Here is an 18,047-nt window from a genome sequence, read left to right as displayed (position 1 = left end):
GCAGGCTACGGCACGGGATCGTGGGTGCCGCACGGCGTCGAGGCGTTGCAGCGGCGGATCCGGGCGGCGGTGAGCCGCGAGCCGGTCACCAGGCCGTAGCGGCGCACCGCCGCCAGGCCGTAGTTGCTGCACGTCGGGGTCTGCCGGCAGCGGGTCGGCAGGTGCGGTGACAGGAACCGCTGGTACCCCCGGATCGCGACCATCCCGGCCCGCCCCGGCCGGCTGGCCGAGCGGCCGCTACGAGGATCCGGCGGCCTTCGTGCGCGGGCGCGGCCTGGGCCAGTGGATCGCCCACCAGGTCTGCGCGCACGTCGCCCTCGAGTTCGCGGACGGCGCCTTCACCGTCCGCCTGGTCGCCGGCGAGCCCGTGCCGTAACCGGTTCGGGTGACAGCGGTCACCCTGGGCGTCACCGGCCGGCCCGCAGACTCGTTGAGTGGGCATGCTGGCCGGGCCGCGCCCCCTCCGGACTCTCGTCGTCGCCATGTCCGGGGTCGGTCTCATGTACGTCACGTGGACGCTGATCGGCCCGTTCGGCCTGGAGGTCGGCCACCGCTACGGGCTCAGCACCGGCGAGTGGGCGCTGCTGGGCACCGTCCCCGTCGTGGTCGGCGCGCTGGTCCGCATCCCCGCGGGGGTGATCGCCGACCGGTTCGGCGCCCACCTGGTGCTGCCCGCGGTCAGCGTCCTGGCCGCACTGTCGGTGCTGACCCTGCAGATCGTCCACTCCGTGGCCGCGCTGGTCGCCGTCGCATGCGCGATCGGCCTGGCGGGCGCCGCCTCCCCGGCCGGCGCCGGAGCGATCATCCGGGCGTTCCCGCCCGGCCGGCGCGGCCTGGCGATGGCCCTCTTCGGCGCCGTCGTGTGCCTGGTCTCCGCGGCCGGGATCGGGTCGCGGACGCTGCCGACCGCCGCGCTGGACGCCCGCCTGCGGGTGCTCGCCGTCGCCCTGCTCGGCTACGCGGTCCTCGCCACGTGGCTGCTCCGCAGCGACGCCGGCCGCCCCGCGCCGCCGCCGGGCCCGCGCCTGAGGCCGCTCGCCCTCGTCCGTGCGCCGGCCACCCGGCACCTGGCCGTCTGGTACGGCGTCTCCGGCGGTGGCGTCACGGCGCTCGACCTCACGCTGCCGTCGTACCTCGGCAACGCCTACGGGCTGCGCCTCGCCGACGCCACCGTCGCCACGGCCGTCGCCGTCGCCCTGTCCGGCGCCGCCGCCGTGTTCGGCGGCTGGCTGAGCCGGCGCCACGACCCGATCGCGGTGCTGCGCGGCTGCTACGTCGCCGTCGCGCCGCTGCTGGTGCTGCTGGCGTTCCACCCGCCGCTGGCCGCCGTCGCCGCGCCCGCCCTCGCCGGGGTGGCGGTCGGGATCGGGATCTCCTGGGGTACCGCGTGCGCCCTCATCGGCCGGGCCGCGCCGCCCCAGCACGCGGGCGCCGCCTACGGGGCGGTCAGCGCCGTGGGCACCGCCATCGCGATGCTGCCGGCACTGCTGGTCATCGGCCTGTACGGCCTCGACCGCTCGTACACCATCGCGCTCATGCTGCTCGCCGGCGGCGCGGTCGCCAGCGGCGGCAGCCTGCACGCCCGCCGCCGGCGCTGGCTCACCGCCGCGGTGACGTTCCAGGTGCCGACGCCCGGCCCGCCCGGCCCGCCGGACGCCACGCTCACCGTCGTGTCGCTGTCCGCCAGGCGGCTCCGGTCGCAGCTCTGCGACGTCATCTCGGCCCTGGCCGCGCTGGGCACCCGGCACGAGCTCGTCATCGTGTTCGAGCCGGACCCGGCGGCCGGCCCCGAGCAGCTGATCACCGGCCTGCGCATGCGGTTGCCGTCCCACACGATCCTGGCCCTCAGCGCCGGCACGCCGCCGCACCCGCACGAGGTCGCCGCCGTCGCCGAGCTGCTGGAGGTGGGCTCGCTGCCGGTGGTGCTCGTCGGTGCCGGCGACGCGATCCCGGCCGCGCTCATGCTCGCCGAGCAGATCCACGCCGACCAGGTCCTGCACCTCGCGCCCGACCGGATCGACGGGCTCGTTCACTCGGTCGTTCGTGAGGCGCGGCACCCGGCTGGGCCGACCCCACCGCCGCTGCGTTCCCCCGAATAGGACGCCGGGTTCGTTACCGCGCGATCTCGTCGGTTCGCGAATGCACCCGGACGCCGTAACCGCTGCGGCAAATTCGCCGTTTTCCGTGCGAAACGGTCGTTTCGGGCGGGGTCGAGGTGGCGCACATGATGCAACGCTGGTGGGACGCGGACGGTACGCGATGACCAACGTCACCGCGGTGGCGATGGCGGCCGCGGCCGTCCTGCTGGCGGCGCTGGGCGTGGCGGCGCTCGCGGTGAGCTTGTTCAGAACCCGTCGCTCCCGCGGCCCGGTCTGACACACCGCCTCGGCCGGCGCCCGCCGCCGACCCACGTCCGCGCCGGCTCCCGGTGTTCATGATCCATGGAGCGTCCTGGTCGCCATGACAGCCAGAACTCTCCATGGATCATGGGGGCGAAAGGGAGGCGCTACTGGAGGCCGCCGCGCACCGCGGTGATGCGTTGGGTGTTGAAGCCCAGCCAATGCATCCGCCCCACGTACCGTGCGTGCTCCACCTTCAGGCAGCGGTCCATGATCACAGTCAGGCCGCCGTCCTCGGCGATCCGCGCGCCCTCCTCGTTGATGACGCCGAACTGGCACCACAGCGTCGACGCGCCGATGGCCACCGACGAGCGGGCGATCTCCGGCAGTGCGTCCGGAGCGCGGAAGACGTTCACCACGTCCACCGGGACCGGGACGTCCTCCAGTGTCGGGTAGCTCGTCTCGCCCATGATCGAGGTTGCCCGCGGGTTCACCGGGATCACGCGGTAGTCGTGACGCTTCAGGTAGTAGCCCACGAAGTAGCTCGCGCGCAGTTCGTTGTTCGACAGGCCCACGATCGCGATCGTGCGGGTGCCGTGCAGGACCCGCTGGATGGTCAGTGGGTCCTGGTAGCGGGCCAAATCCATCATCGCGAACCTCCGGACGACGCCACCAGCTTGAATGCCTGTTCCAGGTCCCAGATCAGGTCGTCCACCGACTCGGTGCCCACCGACAGGCGGACCGTGCCGGGCGCTACGCCCGCCGACCGCAGCTCGTCGTCGCTCAGCTGGCGGTGGGTCGTGCTCGCCGGGTGGATGATCAGGCTCTTCGCGTCGCCGACGTTCGCCAGATGCGACCACAACGACACGCCTCGGATGAGGTCCTGGCCGCCCTCGCGGCCGCCCGCGCAGTCGAAGGAGAACACCGCGCCGGCGCCGCGCGGGAGGTACTTCTCCACCAGCGGGCGATAGCGGCTGCCGGGCAGGCCCGGGTGGGTCACGTTCGATGCCAGCGCATGCTCCGACAGGAACGACGCCACCGCCGACGCGTTCGCCACGTGGCGCTCCATGCGCAGGGAGAGCGTCTCCAGGCCCTGCAGGAACAGGAACGCGTTGAACGGTGACAGCGCCCCGCCCAGGTCGCGCAGCGTTTCCGCGCGCAGTTTCATGAGGTACCCGTACGTGCCGAACGTCTCGTGGAACTGCAGCCCGTGGTAGGCGGGCGACGGGTCGGCGACCACCGGGAAGCGCCCGTTCGACCAGTTGAAGGTGCCGGCCTCGACCACGACGCCGCCGATCGAGGTGCCGTGGCCGCCGATGAACTTCGTCGCCGAGTGGATGACGATGTCGGCTCCCCACTCGATGGGGCGGCACAGGTACGGCGTGGCGAACGTGTTGTCCACGATCAGCGGGATGTCGTGCTCGTGCGCGATCGCCGCCACGGCCTCGATGTCCAGGACGTTGCCGGCGGGGTTGCCGATCGTCTCGCCGAAGAAGGCCTTCGTCTCCGGTCGCACCGCCGCTCGCCACGCAGCCGGGTCGTCCGGGTCGACCCAGGTCAGCGAGACGTTCATCTTGCGCAGGAGGTGCTTGAGCTGGTTGACGGTGCCGCCGTACAGCGCCGACGAGGACACGACGTGGTCGCCCGGCTGCAGCAGGGTGAACAGCGCGGCGGCCTGGGCGGCGATACCGCTTGCGAACGCCACCCCGCCGGCGGCGCCCTCCAGGTTGGCGACGCGCTCCTCGAAGACGGCCACGGTCGGGTTCATGATGCGCGAGTACGTGTTGCCGTACTCCTGCAGGTTGAAGTACGCCGCCGCCGACTCCGGGTCCTCGAACACGTAGCTCGTCGTCTGGAAGATCGGCACGGCCCGGGCGCCGGTGTTCGGGTCGGGCCGCTGCCCGGCGTGCAGCTGCCGGGTCTCGAAGCCGAAGTCGCGAGGTTGGTCCAGCGAAGTCACGAGGTCTCCAGAAGAAAACGGCGGATGATCGGCGTCTGCCGCGCCTCCTCCAGCAGGAAGCAGTCGTGGCCGTACGGCGCGTCGATGACGTGGAACTCGACCGGCCTGCCGAGTTCCCCCAGCGCCGAGGCGATCTCCTGCGAGGCGGCCGGCGGATACAGCCAGTCGGAGCTGAAGGCGATGAGCAGCGTCCGGGCCGTGACCGCTGCGAAGGCTTGCCGCAAGGATCCGAACGAGCGGGCGAGGTCGAAGTACGTCAGCGCCCGCGAGGTGTAGAGGTACGTGTTCGCGTCGAAGCGCTTGACGAACGAGGCCGCCTGGTGCCGCAGGTAGCTCTCGACCTGGTACTCCGGCTCGGTGATCGTGTACCGGACGTCGTCGGCGAACTGCAGCCGCCGGCCGAACCGGTCGCCCATCGCGGGCGCCGACAGGTACGTGACGTGGCCGACCATCCGGGCCACGCCCATGCCGGCGTCGGGCGCGCGGCCGGTGCCGTGGTAGTGGCCGCCCTGCCAGTCGGGGTCGCGCATGATCGCGTCGCGGGCGATCGAGTTCCAGGCCACGCCCTGCGGGTGCAGCGCGTGCGTGCTCGCGATCACCACGATCGCGTCGACCTGGTCGGGATACGACACCGCCCACTGCAGGGCCTGCATCCCGCCGAGTGAGCCGCCGGCCACCGCCGCGAGCCGCTCGATGCCGAGCTCGTCGAGGAACGCGCGCTCGGTGCGGACCATGTCGGCGACCGTGATGACCGGGAAGTCCGAGCCGTAGGGCCGGCCGGTCGCCGGGTCGGTCGACGACGGCCCGGTGGTGCCGCGGCAGCCGCCGAGCAGGTTGGTGGAGACCACGTAGTAGCGGTCGGTGTCGAACGCCTTGCCCGGGCCGATCATGCCGTCCCACCAGCCGAGGCCCTTGCCCGCCGTGCCGTCGCGATCCTCGGCCCCGAAGCCGTCGCGGGTGCTCTCGCCCGGCGCCGCCGACACGCCGGCGGCGTGCGCGTCGCCGCTGAGCGCGTGGCAGACCAGGATGACGTTGTCCCGTTCGGGTGACAGCGTGCCGTAGGTCTCGTAGGCGACCCGGACCTGATGCAGCTCCCGCCCGCAGTCAAGACGAACCGGTTTCGGCAGGTCAAGGAACTGCGTCTCGACCCGTCCGACCGATCCAGCTTCCATGGCGGCGATCATAGTCGCAGGGTGGAGGCCCGGTGTACTGTCAACCAACCCGATCGGGAAAATGGGAGGAGCATCATGACGACGGTCGAGAACGGGGTCAACGTCCAGGCGCTGCTGGAGGCGCGCACGGCGCTGCAGGGCGCGCCCGAGGCCGCGCAGTTCACCTGGCGAGCCTCCTCCAAGTGGCAGAACGGCGTGCACAGCCAGACCCGGATCCAGAAGTACTACGGGCTCGGCCAGGAGCAGAGCCACAAGACCGAGTCGGTCTTCGAGGCCGACCACCCCGAGGTCTTCGCCGCCGAGGACAACGGCATCACGCCGATCGAGTACCTGCTCGTCGGCCTCGCCGCCTGCCTGACCGCCGGCGTGGCGTCCGTCGCCCAGAACCGGGGCATCCAGCTGCGCTCGGTCGAGGCGTCCGTCGAGGGCCAGCACGACATCCGCGGCATCCTCGGCGCCGACAGCGACGTGCGCAACGGCTTCAACGACGTCAAGGTGACCTTCAACATCGACGCCGACGCCACGAAGCAGGAGATCGAGGCCCTCGTCGCCCAGTCGCAGAAGCGCTCGGCCGTCTTCGACGCGCTCACCAACCCGACGAACGTCTCCGTCGAAGTCGCCTGAGGGCCGCGCCATCGAGACCGTCACCACCGTCGTCATCGGCGCCGGGCACGCCGGGCTGGCCGCCAGCCGCTTCCTCACCGACCGGTCGATCGACCACGTCGTGCTGGAGCGCGGCGAGGTGGCCAACTCCTGGCGGCGCGAGCGCTGGGACTCGCTGCGGCTGCTGACGCCCAACTGGCAGAGCGGCCTGCCCGGCCTGCCGTACGACGGGCCGGACCCGGACGGGTATCTCACGATGGGCGAGGTGGTCGAGCTCGTCGAGCGCTTCGCCGCGGTCACCCGCGCCCCCGTCCGGACCGGCACCGCGGTCACCTCGGTCCGGCGCACCGACGCCGGCTACCACGTGACCACGGGTCAGGGCGAGCTGCGCTGCCGGACCGTGGTCATCGCCAGCGGCGCCTGCAACCGGCCGACCGTGCCGCCGTTCCACGACGCCGTCCCGCCCGAGGTCGAGCAGCTCACCCCGTTCGACTACCGCGGCCCCGCGAAGCTGGCCGAGGGCGGGGTCCTGGTCGTCGGCGCCTCGGCGACGGGCGTGCAGCTCGCCGCCGAGTTGCAGCGGTCGGGCCGCCCGGTGACGCTGTCCGTCGGCGAGCACACGCGCCTTCCCCGGCTGTACCGCGGGCACGACGTGCTCTGGTGGATGGACGCCTCGGGCGTGTGGGACCAGCGGTACGACGAGATCGACGACCTGACGAGGGCCCGGCGGCTGCCGTCGCCGCAGCTCGTCGGCGCACCGGACCGGGCCACGCTCGACCTCAACGCGCTCACCGACCTGGGCGTGCAGCTGGTCGGCCGCTGGGCCGCGGTGCGCGACGGCACGGCCCTGTTCTCGGGCGGCCTGCGCAACGTGTTCTCGCTGGCCGACCTGAAGCTGGAGCGGCTGCTCGACACGTTCGACGAGTGGGCCCGCACGAGCGGCGCCGAGGCCGGCCCGCCGGAGCGGTTCGCCCCGACCCGCGTCCCCGCGTCGAGCCGCCTCCAACTCGACCTGCGCCGCGGCGAGATCCGCACGATCGTGTGGGCGACCGGCTTCCGCCCGTCGTACGACTGGCTCGACGTGCCGGTCGTCGACGCGAAGGGCCGCCTCGACCACGACGGCGGGGTGGTCGCCAGCCCGGGCCTGTACGCGCTGGGCCTGCCGGTGCTGCGCCGCCGCAAGTCGACGTTCATCCACGGCATCGAGGACGACGCCCGCGAGGTGATCGACCACCTGGCCGGCCACCTCGGCTGACGCGCTCCCAGCCGTCGTCGGTCTGCAGGAGCACCTCGGTGCGGTCCGGCGACATGAGCATCGACCGCACCACCTTCTTCGGCCCGGCGGGCAGGCGCGGGACGTCCGGGCGGGGGCTCAGCGACGCCGAGGGGCCGGACCGGCGCCGGCCCGTTCCCGGTGCACCCGGCGCCCCCCCCAGGAGCGCGACGACGGCGACGACGGGCAGGCGCGACTGCTGCATCGGCGAAGCGTGCGCGGGGGCGCGTGCGGTTCGCGTGCAGGCGCCCGTCGCCCTCGTGGCGTACGTGGTGCGGTGGAGCGCGACGATCGGCCAACCGCCGCGGCGCTGGGGAGTGGTCGCGCTGGTCGCCGCCCTCGCGCTCGTCGTGGAGCTCGGCGTCGTCGGCCCGCTCGGGCCGGTGGGTGGCGGCCGGGCCGCGCGGCTGGTCCGGGCGACCGGATACCTGCTGGTCGGCACGCTCGCGGTAGAGGCCGTGCTGTTCCTGGCCGGCCGGACCGGCCCCGACCTGGCCGGCGTGCCCGTCTTCGGGGTCGCGTTCGCCGGCTACCTCGCCGCCGGCCTGGCGATGACGGCGCACCGCTCGGCGGCGACGCCCCGCGCGCTGCTCACCGGCGCCGCCGCCGGGACGGCCGCCGCGGCCGCGTGGACCGCCGTGGTGCTGGCGGTGCCGCCGATCCCGCCCGGCCCGTGGCCGGCGATCCTGCTCGTGGCGGCAGCCATGGCCGGCGCCGGCGCGGCCGGCGGACGGGTCGCCGCGCTGAGCGCCGGCACGACCGCGGCGCTGCTCATCCTCAACGTCGTCACCGCGTCGGCCGCCGTCGGGCCGGGCTGGCTGATCCCCGACCTCGCGCCGCCGGCGCTGGCTCCGGCCGCGCGGGTCGCGGTCGGGCGGGCCGAGCTGCCGGACGCGTACCTGTGGCTGTTGCTGCTCGGCTGGTTCGTGGCGCTCGCGCAGTGGGCTGCGGCCCGCGGCACGCGTCCACGCTGAGAACCTTGTGTCGCCCGGGCCCGCGCGGGGAATGGACACAGCATGCCGTGGATGCTCTGGGCGTTGCTCGCCGCCGTGGTACTGCGGGCCGCCGCCGGCCTGCTCGTCGTGTGGGACGATCGGCACCGCCCGGCGTCGCCCGCCGCGCGGCCGGTCGAGCCGGACGGTGGTGCGGCGCATCCGCTGTGGCGGCCGTTCGAGGACCAGGAGGCCGCCTGAGCGCGGGCTATCCCGGAGCTACCGGCCGAACGCGCCGCCCTCGATCAGGATGAGCAGGCCGATGCCGATCAGGACCAGCGGAAGCAGGATGTGCCCCCACCGGCTCAGCGCCCTCGCGATGACCGGCCGCGTCGCGAAGTACCGGCCGGTCAGGATCCAGACCGCGATCAGGACCAGGAAGACCACCGAGTAGGCGATCATGCCACCGAGGCCGGCGGTGGCGAACACCGGAACGTAGACGCCGATGTTGTCGCCGCCGTTGGCGAACGTGACCGTGGCGACCTCCAGGGCCCTCGGCCCGCCCTGCCTGGTCGCTCGTTCCTCGTCGGGATCGTTGCGGTGCCGCCAGGCCTGCACCGCGGCCTTGACGCCGAGCGCGAGCGGCAGCAGGCCGAGATACGGAACGGCCGCTTCGGGCAGGAAGGTGGCGCCGAACGCCGCCGCCCCCGCAACGGCGAGGATCGCGGCGAAGCCGAGGTACTGGCCGGCCGTGATCCGGCGCGCGGCGGCCCGGTGGCCGGCGCCTTGGGCGAAGAACAGGGCCAGGACGAGAATATCGTCGATGTTGGTGACGGCGAACAGGCCCGCCGCCTGGCCGATGATGCCGAGGCTCACGACCGCACGCCGGACCTCGCCGAATCGCCCGCGAGGCGGGCACGAGGGTACGGCGTCATGCCTGGATCGACTCCGGCGCGAGGTCCGCGGGAGCCAGGTCGCGGGTGCGGACGGCCAGGGCGCCCGCGCGGGAGGCCTGGCGCAGGCACTCGAGCAGTGGCGCGCCGCGGAGGTGGGCCGCCAGGAAGCCGGCGAAGAACGCGTCGCCCGCGCCGTTGGTGTCCACGACCTCGTCCACGCGGGTCGCCTCGACGTGGACCGGGTCGCCACCCCTCGCCAGGGCCGTTGCCCCGCGGGCGCCGTGGGTGCACACGGCCAGGCCGGCGCCCGCCGCGACCCGGGCCCGCAGGAACGACTCCGGGTCGGGGAGGCGTTCGTCGCTCACGAACAGGTAGTCGGCCGCCTCGGCGAACTCGCGGTGGAACTCGCTCTCGCCGTCGTAGTCGTGCAGGTCGCACCAGATCGGCCGGCCGGCCGCCCGGGCGGCGCGCAGCACGGGGCGGCTGTGGTCGGCCAGGTCGGCGACGACCGCGTCGGCCGCTGCGAGCACCGTTGCCGGCACCGCTACCGACAGCGCCGGCCGCGGGAGCGTCAGGTACACCGACAGCCGCGCCCCGTGCCGGTCCATGAGGTTCACGTGGCGCTCCGAGCCGTTGGCGCTCGGGAAGGCCAAGAGGTCGATCCCGGGTTCCCGCAGCGCGGCCGCGATGCGCCGGCCCGCGTCGTCGTCGGCCAGGAGCGTCGCCAGGGTCACGCCCAGGCCGAGCCGGGCCAGGTTCAGGGCCTTGCCGGCGGACGTGCCGCCCAGCGTCTCGTGGTGCCAGCCGGCGAAGACCGTGTGCGGCTCGGGCCGGGGCAGCTCATCGACGCGGATGAGCAGATTCCAGGCGACCGGACCGGCGATGAGGACATTGCCGCTGGGAGCAGGGGGCGGCGTCACCCCGTGACGGTACACCGGCCGCATCCATGTGCCGGCAGTGCATGGATCCGCCCGGTCCGCCCGCGGACGGTGGGCGCATGAGCAGCATGACACCGGATCTGACCGGCCGGCTCGCCGTGGTGACCGGCGCCGGCGGCGGGATCGGCGGGTCGGTCACATCTACCGCAACAAGTCGTTCAACTCCTACGGCACGCTCAACGCCCGCGAGGACTTCCTGGCGAAGTACCCGGCCGTCACCCAGCCGGCCGCACCGACGTGATGCTGCTGGCGATCCTGCTGCTGGCCCTGATCGGCAAGCTCACCGACTCGCTGCTCGCCCTCGCCGAACGCGCCATCCGCTGACGCCGGGCCGGCCGATCAGGGCATGGCCTCCTCCAGGAGGGCGGCGGTGGCCGGCTGGCCCAGGTGGCGGGCCCAGTCCAGCGGGGTCGCGCCGAAGCGGCGGTCGCGGGCCCGCACGTCGGCGCCCAGGGCCAGCAGGCGCTCGGTCAGCGCCACGTCGCCCGCGCCCGCGGCGTGGTGCAGGGCCGTCTCCCACGGCTCCTCCACCGGGGCGTCCGCGCGGCCCAGGGCGTTGACGTCGAAGCCCAGCTCGACCAGCAGCGAGACCGTGGAGGGCGTGGAGCGGGCCGCGGCCCAGACGACCAGGCCGGGGCGGGCGGCGCGGGCCCGGGTCACGACGTCCGGGTGCCGGGCGCGCAGCGCCTCGACCGCCGGGTGGTCGGCGCGGAACGCGGCCGCGATCAGATCGTGGACCGGGTCCGCCGGCGGCTCGGCCGCACCGCAGGCGACGAGGTGGTCCGCGATCTCCGCGTGGCCGTACAGGCGGGCCAGCTCCAGCGGGGTCCGGCCGTCGCCCGGGGCCCAGGCCGGGCCGTCGCCGGTGAACGGCGCGTGGACGTCGACGCCGTGCGCGGCCAGGAGGCGGACCTTCGCGCGCTGGTCGTGCTCGACCGCCCAGCGCAGCTGGGTGCGCAGCAGGTCGGCCGGGGGCGGGATCGCCTCGCCCACCCGGGACCGCCAGGTGCCGCCGGCCGGGCGGCCCAGGCCGTGGGCGAACAGCAGCTCCAGGTGGTCGGTCGTGGCCAGGAACATCGTGTTGTAGAGGGCCTGGGCGTCGTTCGGGTCGGCGCCCGAGCGCAGGAGCAGCTCGGCCAGCGGGTGCCAGTACCGGTGCCGCGGCTGGCGCGCCGGGCCCAGCTCGCCGTTGCCGAGGACGCCGGTGAGGGCGGTGAAGGGGTACGGCAGGCCGTCGAAGAGGTGGCCCTCGTTCGGGTCGGCGCCGGCCGCCAGCAGTTGCCGGGCGACGGCGAGCACGTCCGGCTCCGGAGGTGCCGGGTCGACGCGGGAGTAGGTGAGGTACAGCAGGGGCCGCCACCCGAACGGGCCGCCCCTCGCCCGCGCCAGGAGCGGGTCGGCGGCGAGCAGCCGGGCGACGTCCGCGGGGCGGGCCGCGGCCGACGCCGCCCAGATGTGGTCGGCGGTGCGCAGGCGGCCCGCGGCGGTCCAGCGGCCGGGGCCGTCGTCGCGGGTGTACGTCAAGCAGGCCAGCCGGCAGAACTCGTCCGCGGGCAGGGTGGCGGGCGACGCGGCGGTGCGGCTGTCCCAGCCGTGGGACGCCACCGTGTCGAGGTACCGCCGCAGCCGCGGCCAGCTGGCGAACCCCTGCTCGCGCGCGACGACCAGCTGCGCGGCGGTGAGCGCGAACCGGGCCGGTTCGGCGGGCGGGCCGGCGGGGTGGCGGGCGGCGACCCGGTCGATCGCGGCGGGGTCACCGGCGCGGACCGCGCGCTGCAGGGAACGCGCCGAGCGACGAAGTGCGGACAGGTCGGGCACAACGGCCTCCTCTCGTTCGCCTGCCGTCCGCTGGTCAGGCCGAAAGGAGGGGGTGGCCGTCGTTCGTCACGCACCGGGTGGGCTGCGCCCATTTCCGCGGACCGGCGGCTGCCCGGGACAGCCACCAGCACTGTACCGCCGATCAGGTCACTGTTTGATCTCGAATGTTGACCAAACAGGGAGTCATCAGCTTAGCCTAACCTAACTCTCGACCCCGACATGAAATGGAAATCGCTTCATATGCGTGCCTGGCGTTCGATCCTCGCCGTCGCGGCCCTCAGCGCCGTGCTCGCCGGATGTGGCTCGGAGGAGTCGCCCTCGTCCGGTTCGAGCGCGTCCGGACCGTGGAAGTTCACCGACGGATCCGGCAAGGTCGTCACCGCGGACAAGGTCCCCACGCGGATCATCGCCCACGCCGGCGAGGCGGCCGCCCTGATGTCGTTCGGGATCAAGCCCGTCGGCATCTACGCCGACGAGTCCGTCAAGACCGACCCCAACCTCAAGGACCTCGACCTCAGCGGCATCGAGATCCTCGGTGAGGAGTGGGGCAAGATCGACGTGGAGAAGGCCGCCTCGCTGCGGCCCGACCTCATCGTCGCCGACTGGTGGCCGGCCGAGAAGGCCAACAGCGGCCTCGAGGAGGGCGTCGACGAGAAGAGCAAGAAGCTCAAGGAGCTGGCCCCGATCGTCGGCGTCAGCCAGGGCAAGTCGATCCTCGAGCTCGCCGAGGGCTACGAGGACCTCGCCGAGAGCCTCGGCGCCAAGGTCGACGACCCGGCGATCGCGGCGAACAAGCAGCGCTTCGAGCAGTCGCTCGCCAAGTTCAAGGAGGCCGTCGCGGCCAAGCCCGGCCTGACCGTCGGCGCGATGTCGCCGGCCGACGACAAGGTGTACTTCGCCAACCCCGAGCACGCGCCGGAGCTGCTCGACTTCCAGCGCTGGGGCCTCAAGGTGATCAACCCGGACAGCCCGGACCCGGCGTTCCCGTACTGGGAGAACCTCAGCTGGGAGAACGCCGACAAGTACCAGCCCGACCTGATCCTGTGGGACGGCCGCTCCTACACGCCCACCGTGAACGCCGAGTGGGGCCAGAAGCAGCCGACCTGGTTCAAGATCAGGGCGGCCAAGGCCGGCGCCGTCGTCGCCTGGCCGGCGTACTGGCTGCACACCTACGGCCACTTCGCGACCGAGCTGGACAAGCTCACCGAGGCCGTGCGCAACGCCGACCCCAACATCGGGAACTGATGAGCGCTGCCCGGACGGTACGGCGGGGCGCGGCGCTGGGGCCGGGCCTCGCCGTGCTGCTCGCCGTGCTCGCCGCCGTCGCGTTCCTCAGCGTGACGCAAGGCTCCCGCGACATCAGCCTTGCCGAAGTATGGCGGGCCCTCGACAACGACGGCTCCATCAACAGCACCGTCACGCTGGAGCTGCGGGTGCCGCGCACCCTGCTCGGCATCCTGGTCGGCGCCGCCCTCGGCGTCGCCGGCGCGATCCTGCAGGGCGTCACCCGCAACCCGCTCGCCGACACCGGGATCATGGGCATCAACGCCGGCGCGGCCGTGCTGGTCGTGTTCGCCGTGACCGTCCTCGGCGTGCACGGCGTCGGCGTCTCGATCTGGTTCGCGTTCGCGGGCGCGATCCTGGCCACCGTGCTCGTCTACGCGATCGCGTCGCTCGGCCGCGAGGGCGCCACGCCGGTCAAGCTGGCGCTCGCGGGCGCCGCCGTCACCGCCGGGCTGACCTCGGTCACCACCGGCATCGTGATGACCAACATCAACGCACTGAACGAGCTGCGGTTCTGGCAGGTCGGCTCGCTCGCCGGCCGCTACGCGCCGGTGCTCACCGGCGTCGCGCCGTTCCTCATCCTCGCGCTGCTCGCGTCGCTCGGCTTCGGCCGCGTCCTCAACGGGCTGGCGCTCGGCGAGGACGTCGCCCGCGGGCTCGGCCAGCGGGTCGGCCGCACCCGCGCGGCCGCGTTCGTGGTGGTGGCGGTGCTCGCCGGGGCGGCCACCGCCGCCTGCGGGCCGATCGTCTTCGTCGGCCTGGTCGTGCCGCACCTCGCCCGCCTCATCTGCGGCCCCGACTACCGCTGGATCCTGCCGTACTCCATGCTCCTGGCGCCGATCGTGCTGCTGCTGTGCGACGTGGTCGGCCGCGTGGTCGCCGCGCCCGACGAGCTGCAGGTCGGCGTGGTGCTCGGGGTGCTCGGCGCGCCCGCCTTCGTCGCGGTCGTCCGCTACGGCAAGCTGTCGGAGGTGTAGGGCGTGACCGCGACGCTTGAGTCTGTGCGGGCGCTGCGCACCAACCGCCGGCGCCGCAGCACCCGGTTCGCGGTGGTGACCGGCGGGCTCGCCGCCGCCGTGGCCACGCTGTTCGTCGTCACCATGATGGTCGGCAGCTTCCGGCTCAGCGCCGGGGAGGTCATCACGTCGGTGCTGCACCTGGCCGACAACCCCGGCGTCGACTTCGTCGTCCGCGAGCTGCGCCTGCCGACCGCGGTGTCCGGCCTGGCCGTGGGCCTGGCCCTCGGCGCCTCGGGCACGATCTTCCAGCAGCTGCTGCGCAACCCGCTCGCCTCGCCCGACTTCGTCGGCATCACCTCCGGCGCCGGGCTCGCGGCCGTCACCGGCATCGTCGTCCTGCAGGCCGGCGGGCTGGCGATCACCGGGTTCGCGCTCGGTGGCGCGGTCGTCGCGGCGACGCTCATGTACGTGCTCGCCTGGCGCGACGGCGTCACGGGGTACCGCTTCATCCTGATCGGCATCGGCGTGGCCGTCTTCTTCGACGGGCTCACCGGCTACGTCCTCACCCGGGCGCAGCTCTTCGAGGCCCGGCAGGCGATACATTGGCTGACCGGCTCGGTGGGCCAGGCGAGCGGCCCGGAGCTGCGCCTGCTGCTCGGCGCGCTGGTGGTGCTGCTGCCGCTGGCGGTGGTGCTGCAGCGAGCGCTGCGGGCCCTGGAACTCGGCGACGACACGGCCCGCGCGCTCGGCTCGCGCACCGAGCTCAGCCGGGCCGGCCTGCTCGCCACGGCGGTGGCCCTCATCGCGCTCGCGGTCGCGGTGGCCGGCCCGATCATCTTCGTCGCGCTCGTCGCCGGCCCGATCGCGAACCGGCTGCTCGGCCCGGCGACCGGCGGCATCGTCCCGGCCGCCCTGGCCGGCGCGGCCCTGCTGCTCGGCGCCGACCTCGTGGCCGAGCACCTGCTGCCCACCCCGCTCCCGACCGGCGTGGTCACCGGCGCGGTCGGCGCACCGTACCTCCTGTGGCTGCTGGCCACCACGAACCGGCAAGGAGCGGGCGGATGACCCGGCTGAGCGCTGAGAAGCTGACCCTCGGGTACGACGACCGCACCGTCGTCGCCGACCTCGACGTGACCGTGCTGGAGGGCAAGGTCACCGCCATCGTCGGTGCCAACGCCTGCGGCAAGTCGACGCTGCTGCGCGGGCTCGCCCGGCTGCTGCGACCGCGCGCGGGCACGGTGTACCTCGACGGCCGGCAGATGGCCTCGCTGAGCACGCTCGACGTCGCCAAGGTGCTCGGGCTCCTGCCGCAGACGCCGGTGGCGCCCGACGGCATCACCGTGGCCGACCTGGTGTCCCGGGGCCGGTACCCGCACCAGGGCTGGTTCCGCCGCTGGACCGACGCCGACGACGACGCGGTCGCCCGGGCGCTGGACGCCACCGGCACCGCCGAGCTCCTCGACCGCCCGCTGCGCCAGCTCTCCGGCGGCCAGCGGCAGCGCGTGTGGGTGGCCATGGCCCTGGCCCAGGACACCGACCTGCTGCTGCTCGACGAGCCGACGACGTACCTCGACATCAACCACCAGGTCGAGCTGCTGCGCCTGCTCCGCAAGCTCAACGCCGAGTCGGGCAGGACGATCGTGATCGTCATGCACGACCTGAACCTGGCGTGCCGCTACTGCGACCACATCATCGCGATGGCGGACGGCAGCATCGTGGCCGAGGGCGCGCCGGTGGACGTCGTCACGGCGGAGCTGATCGAGAAGGTCTTCGGCCTGGCGTGCGTCGTGGTCCCGGACCCGGTGGCGGGCACCCCGATCATCGTGCCCGCCTAGGACGCCTCGGGTCCGCGCAAGGCGCGACCGTCGCTCCCGCCAGACAACGCTCGTGGCGCCGGTGCATCCGCCCCGGCGCCACGGACGCTGCCGTCGCCGTCGTGCCCAGAGCTCGCGGGCTGAAGCCCGCGCCGGACGCCCGCCGTGGCTCGCGCCCCGCGCGCCCCGACCGGCCCGCGTCGACTATGCGAAGACGTTGGTCGATCTACCCTCGGAATTCGAGATCAACTTGAGGGTGGACGCCGGTTCGGCCGAGCCCGCCGCAACGCCGAGCCCGCGGGCCGGGCTCGCGGGCCGGGCTCGCGGGCCGGGCTCGCGGGCCGGGCGGTGATCGGCGGGGCGGGCGCTCCCGGGCAACCGGAGACGTGGTAGGGAAACCGGTGCTCCAGCAGCAGTTTCCCTACCATGTAACGAACCGGCGGTTCGCGGCTGTGACTGTCGCCTCGCGGTCACTGTCCACATCGTGTATTGCCCGGCGATCTCCCGGTGTGCTACCCGTATGGCACACAAATCGGGGGATGCATATGAATCTTGGTGAGCTCACGCCGGAGCTGACGGGCACCGCCGTCTGGTCCGACGACATGGTCGCCCGGGCCGGCATTCCGGTGCGCGACGCGCCGTTCGTGACCGTGGGCGGCGGGATCGGCTCGTTCGTCACCGTGGACTACCTGCGGATCGCGGGCGTGCCGCCCGAACAGATCCGGGTCCTGTCCAACATCGACCACCCGTGGCAGACGTACCAGTACCTGACGCGGGTCTCGCAGATCCCCGAGCCGGAACGGATCCGCTCGGACTCCTCGTCGAGGCCGGACAACATCTGGGGCTTCCCGTCGTACGCGCTGGCCGAGGCCTGGCGGGACCGCACCCTGCGGCCCCTGCTGCACGTGCTCGGCGAGCCGGTCTTCGCCGACTACTGGACCCCGCGCGCCGGCGACGTCTTCGCCGGGCTGCGGCGCGAGTCCGACCGCATCGGCTACGACGCGATGGTCGACAAGGGCGTCGTGCGCATGGTCCGCAAGCGCGACCCGGGCGGCTACTTCACCGTGCTGACCCCGCCGAGCGGCGGCCCGACCAAGCGCGTCGCGTACCGGTCGCGGTTCGTGCACCTCGCGGTCGGCTACCCGGGGCTGCGGTTCCTGCCCGACCTCCAGGCGTTCCGCGAGCAGCACGGCGACTTCGAGCACGTCGTCAACGCGTACGAGCCGCACGAGCACGTCTACGAGTTCCTCAAGACGCGGCCGGGCACGGTGCTGGTGCGCGGCGGCGGGATCGTCGCTTCGCGCGTGCTGCAGCGGCTCATGGACGACCGTGCGAAGCACGGGCTGCAGACGCAGGTCGAGCACCTGTTCCGCACGTTCGTCACCGGCGCGCACGGCCCGCACTGGTGGGCCCGGCGCAAGGGCGGCGACGGCTTCGCCTACCAGGGTTTCAACTACCCGAAGTCGGTGTGGGGCGGGCAGCTCAAGGCCCGCATGCGCCGGCTGGAGGGCGAGGAGCGGGCCGCCGCCTACAAGGGGATGGGCGGCACCAACACCCCGAAGCGGCGCCGCTGGCAGCAGCAGATGCGCGAGGGACGCGAGGCCGGCTGGTACCGCGCCGCGCAGGGCACCGTCGAGAAGGTCTGGCCCGACACCGACGGCACGCTGGTCAGCCTGGTCAACGGCGACGACGGCACCCGCGAGATCCGGGCGCACTACATCATCGACTGCACCGGCCTGGAGGCGGACATCGCGGAGCACCGCGTGCTGGCCGACCTCCTGGAGCACGGCGGCGCCGGCCGCAACCCGCTGGGCCGGCTCGACGTCGAGCGGCACTTCGAGGTGCGCGGCACGGCCAGCGGCGACGGTGCGCTCTACGCGTCGGGCACGACCACGCTCGGCGGCTATTTCCCCGGCGTCGACACGTTCCTGGGCCTGCAGATCGCCGCCCAGGAGATCGCCGACGACCTCGCCCGGCGCGGCTGGTGCCGGCGCATCGGACCGGTCCGCTCCACGGTGCAGTGGTGGCGCTGGGCGCTCGGCCGCCCGATCTGAGACGG

The 18,047-nt window shown here is 73.6% G+C and carries 19 protein-coding genes; 12 read left to right on the top strand and 7 right to left on the bottom strand.

The genetic code is table 11. The annotated features are described in order from the left end of the window. Positions 1-5 precede the first annotated feature (5 nt). A complete protein-coding gene (gene yidD / locus IEZ31_RS35305) occupies positions 6-203 on the bottom strand; it encodes a membrane protein insertion efficiency factor YidD (protein ID WP_190254408.1) in 198 nt (65 codons plus the stop codon). 279 nt (positions 204-482) lie between these two features. Here yidD and IEZ31_RS35300 point away from each other — a divergent pair, with 279 nt between their 5' ends. Continuing rightward, positions 483-2,099: an MFS transporter gene (locus tag IEZ31_RS35300; protein WP_190254407.1), complete on the top strand. Its 1,617-nt coding sequence runs from the start codon at positions 483-485 to the stop codon at positions 2,097-2,099. Positions 2,100-2,238: 139 nt separating this feature from the next. After that, on the top strand, positions 2,239-2,376 hold the full coding sequence (locus IEZ31_RS35295; RefSeq protein ID WP_190254406.1) for a hypothetical protein: 138 nt from the start codon (positions 2,239-2,241) through the stop codon (positions 2,374-2,376). A gap of 130 nt (positions 2,377-2,506) precedes the next feature. Here the strand turns inward: IEZ31_RS35295 and IEZ31_RS35290 are convergent, their stop codons facing one another. Genes IEZ31_RS35290 through metX form a run of 3 tightly spaced genes read right to left on the bottom strand, consistent with a single transcriptional unit; the run spans position 2,507 to position 5,471 of the window. Continuing rightward, positions 2,507-2,989, bottom strand: a complete 483-nt coding sequence (locus IEZ31_RS35290; RefSeq protein WP_190254405.1) for a CoA-binding protein — start codon at positions 2,987-2,989, stop codon at positions 2,507-2,509. Beyond that, positions 2,986-4,299, bottom strand: coding sequence for an O-acetylhomoserine aminocarboxypropyltransferase/cysteine synthase family protein (locus IEZ31_RS35285; protein WP_190254404.1), 1,314 nt, complete (start codon positions 4,297-4,299; stop codon positions 2,986-2,988). Before IEZ31_RS35285 ends, IEZ31_RS35290 begins: the two co-directional genes overlap by 4 nt. Then, positions 4,296-5,471 (bottom strand): homoserine O-acetyltransferase MetX, encoded by a 1,176-nt coding sequence (gene metX / locus IEZ31_RS35280; protein ID WP_229836127.1) that lies wholly within the window; start codon positions 5,469-5,471, stop codon positions 4,296-4,298. The genes IEZ31_RS35285 and metX overlap by 4 nt, the downstream gene beginning before the upstream one ends. A 75-nt stretch (positions 5,472-5,546) precedes the next feature. Here metX and IEZ31_RS35275 point away from each other — a divergent pair, with 75 nt between their 5' ends. The 4 genes from IEZ31_RS35275 (at position 5,547) to IEZ31_RS35260 (ending at position 8,540) form a co-directional block, all read left to right on the top strand. Further along, entirely contained in the window at positions 5,547-6,095 is a 549-nt protein-coding gene (locus tag IEZ31_RS35275; RefSeq protein WP_190254402.1) for an OsmC family protein, read from the top strand. A gap of 10 nt (positions 6,096-6,105) precedes the next feature. Further along, complete coding sequence (locus IEZ31_RS35270) at positions 6,106-7,329, top strand: NAD(P)-binding domain-containing protein (protein ID WP_190254430.1); 1,224 nt, start codon at positions 6,106-6,108, stop codon at positions 7,327-7,329. Between the two features lie 257 nt (positions 7,330-7,586). Continuing rightward, positions 7,587-8,321 (top strand): hypothetical protein, encoded by a 735-nt coding sequence (locus IEZ31_RS35265; RefSeq protein WP_190254401.1) that lies wholly within the window; start codon positions 7,587-7,589, stop codon positions 8,319-8,321. A 42-nt stretch (positions 8,322-8,363) separates the two neighbouring features. Further along, a complete protein-coding gene (locus tag IEZ31_RS35260) occupies positions 8,364-8,540 on the top strand; it encodes a hypothetical protein (protein WP_190254400.1) in 177 nt (58 codons plus the stop codon). 18 nt (positions 8,541-8,558) lie between these two features. On the opposite strand, the gene IEZ31_RS35255 is transcribed toward IEZ31_RS35260, so the two are convergent. Beyond that, positions 8,559-9,155, bottom strand: coding sequence for a cadmium resistance transporter (locus IEZ31_RS35255; protein ID WP_190254399.1), 597 nt, complete (start codon positions 9,153-9,155; stop codon positions 8,559-8,561). Positions 9,156-9,210: 55 nt separating this feature from the next. Further along, positions 9,211-10,095, bottom strand: a complete 885-nt coding sequence (locus IEZ31_RS35250) for a carbohydrate kinase family protein (protein WP_229836126.1) — start codon at positions 10,093-10,095, stop codon at positions 9,211-9,213. A gap of 37 nt (positions 10,096-10,132) precedes the next feature. Here IEZ31_RS35250 and IEZ31_RS35245 point away from each other — a divergent pair, with 37 nt between their 5' ends. Further along, the gene (locus tag IEZ31_RS35245; RefSeq protein ID WP_190254397.1) at positions 10,133-10,354 is read left to right on the top strand and encodes a hypothetical protein; all 222 of its coding nucleotides are present in this window, start codon (positions 10,133-10,135) and stop codon (positions 10,352-10,354) included. A 98-nt stretch (positions 10,355-10,452) separates the two neighbouring features. On the opposite strand, the gene IEZ31_RS35240 is transcribed toward IEZ31_RS35245, so the two are convergent. Beyond that, positions 10,453-11,931 (bottom strand): ankyrin repeat domain-containing protein, encoded by a 1,479-nt coding sequence (locus IEZ31_RS35240; RefSeq protein WP_190254396.1) that lies wholly within the window; start codon positions 11,929-11,931, stop codon positions 10,453-10,455. A 240-nt stretch (positions 11,932-12,171) separates the two neighbouring features. Here IEZ31_RS35240 and IEZ31_RS35235 point away from each other — a divergent pair, with 240 nt between their 5' ends. The 5 genes from IEZ31_RS35235 (at position 12,172) to IEZ31_RS35215 (ending at position 18,042) form a co-directional block, all read left to right on the top strand. After that, complete coding sequence (locus tag IEZ31_RS35235; RefSeq protein WP_190254395.1) at positions 12,172-13,176, top strand: ABC transporter substrate-binding protein; 1,005 nt, start codon at positions 12,172-12,174, stop codon at positions 13,174-13,176. Then, a complete protein-coding gene (locus IEZ31_RS35230; protein WP_190254394.1) occupies positions 13,176-14,192 on the top strand; it encodes a FecCD family ABC transporter permease in 1,017 nt (338 codons plus the stop codon). Before IEZ31_RS35235 ends, IEZ31_RS35230 begins: the two co-directional genes overlap by 1 nt. Before the next feature lie 3 nt (positions 14,193-14,195). Continuing rightward, positions 14,196-15,239 (top strand): FecCD family ABC transporter permease, encoded by a 1,044-nt coding sequence (locus IEZ31_RS35225; RefSeq protein ID WP_190254393.1) that lies wholly within the window; start codon positions 14,196-14,198, stop codon positions 15,237-15,239. Beyond that, complete coding sequence (locus tag IEZ31_RS35220) at positions 15,236-16,009, top strand: ABC transporter ATP-binding protein (protein WP_190254392.1); 774 nt, start codon at positions 15,236-15,238, stop codon at positions 16,007-16,009. The genes IEZ31_RS35225 and IEZ31_RS35220 overlap by 4 nt, the downstream gene beginning before the upstream one ends. Positions 16,010-16,533: 524 nt before the next feature. Then, positions 16,534-18,042, top strand: coding sequence for a hypothetical protein (locus tag IEZ31_RS35215; protein ID WP_229836125.1), 1,509 nt, complete (start codon positions 16,534-16,536; stop codon positions 18,040-18,042). The last annotated feature ends 5 nt before the right edge of the window (positions 18,043-18,047 follow it).

The organism is Dactylosporangium sucinum, assembly GCF_014647515.1.
GTDB lineage: Bacteria > Actinomycetota > Actinomycetes > Mycobacteriales > Micromonosporaceae > Dactylosporangium > Dactylosporangium sucinum.
Note: the sequence above shows the minus strand (reverse complement) of the source record. Positions and strands in the feature narration are given on the sequence as shown.

Coding starts and splice junctions, on each gene's coding strand:
- IEZ31_RS35290 (WP_190254405.1), bottom strand. CDS start 2,989: ATGATGGATTTGGCCCGCTACCAGGACCCACTGACCATCCAGCGGGTC.
- IEZ31_RS35230 (WP_190254394.1), top strand. CDS start 13,176: ATGAGCGCTGCCCGGACGGTACGGCGGGGCGCGGCGCTGGGGCCGGGC.
- IEZ31_RS35260 (WP_190254400.1), top strand. CDS start 8,364: ATGCCGTGGATGCTCTGGGCGTTGCTCGCCGCCGTGGTACTGCGGGCC.
- IEZ31_RS35300 (WP_190254407.1), top strand. CDS start 483: ATGTCCGGGGTCGGTCTCATGTACGTCACGTGGACGCTGATCGGCCCG.
- IEZ31_RS35220 (WP_190254392.1), top strand. CDS start 15,236: ATGACCCGGCTGAGCGCTGAGAAGCTGACCCTCGGGTACGACGACCGC.
- IEZ31_RS35275 (WP_190254402.1), top strand. CDS start 5,547: ATGACGACGGTCGAGAACGGGGTCAACGTCCAGGCGCTGCTGGAGGCG.
- yidD (WP_190254408.1), bottom strand. CDS start 203: ATGGTCGCGATCCGGGGGTACCAGCGGTTCCTGTCACCGCACCTGCCG.
- IEZ31_RS35235 (WP_190254395.1), top strand. CDS start 12,172: ATGCGTGCCTGGCGTTCGATCCTCGCCGTCGCGGCCCTCAGCGCCGTG.
- IEZ31_RS35215 (WP_229836125.1), top strand. CDS start 16,534: ATGAATCTTGGTGAGCTCACGCCGGAGCTGACGGGCACCGCCGTCTGG.
- metX (WP_229836127.1), bottom strand. CDS start 5,471: ATGGAAGCTGGATCGGTCGGACGGGTCGAGACGCAGTTCCTTGACCTG.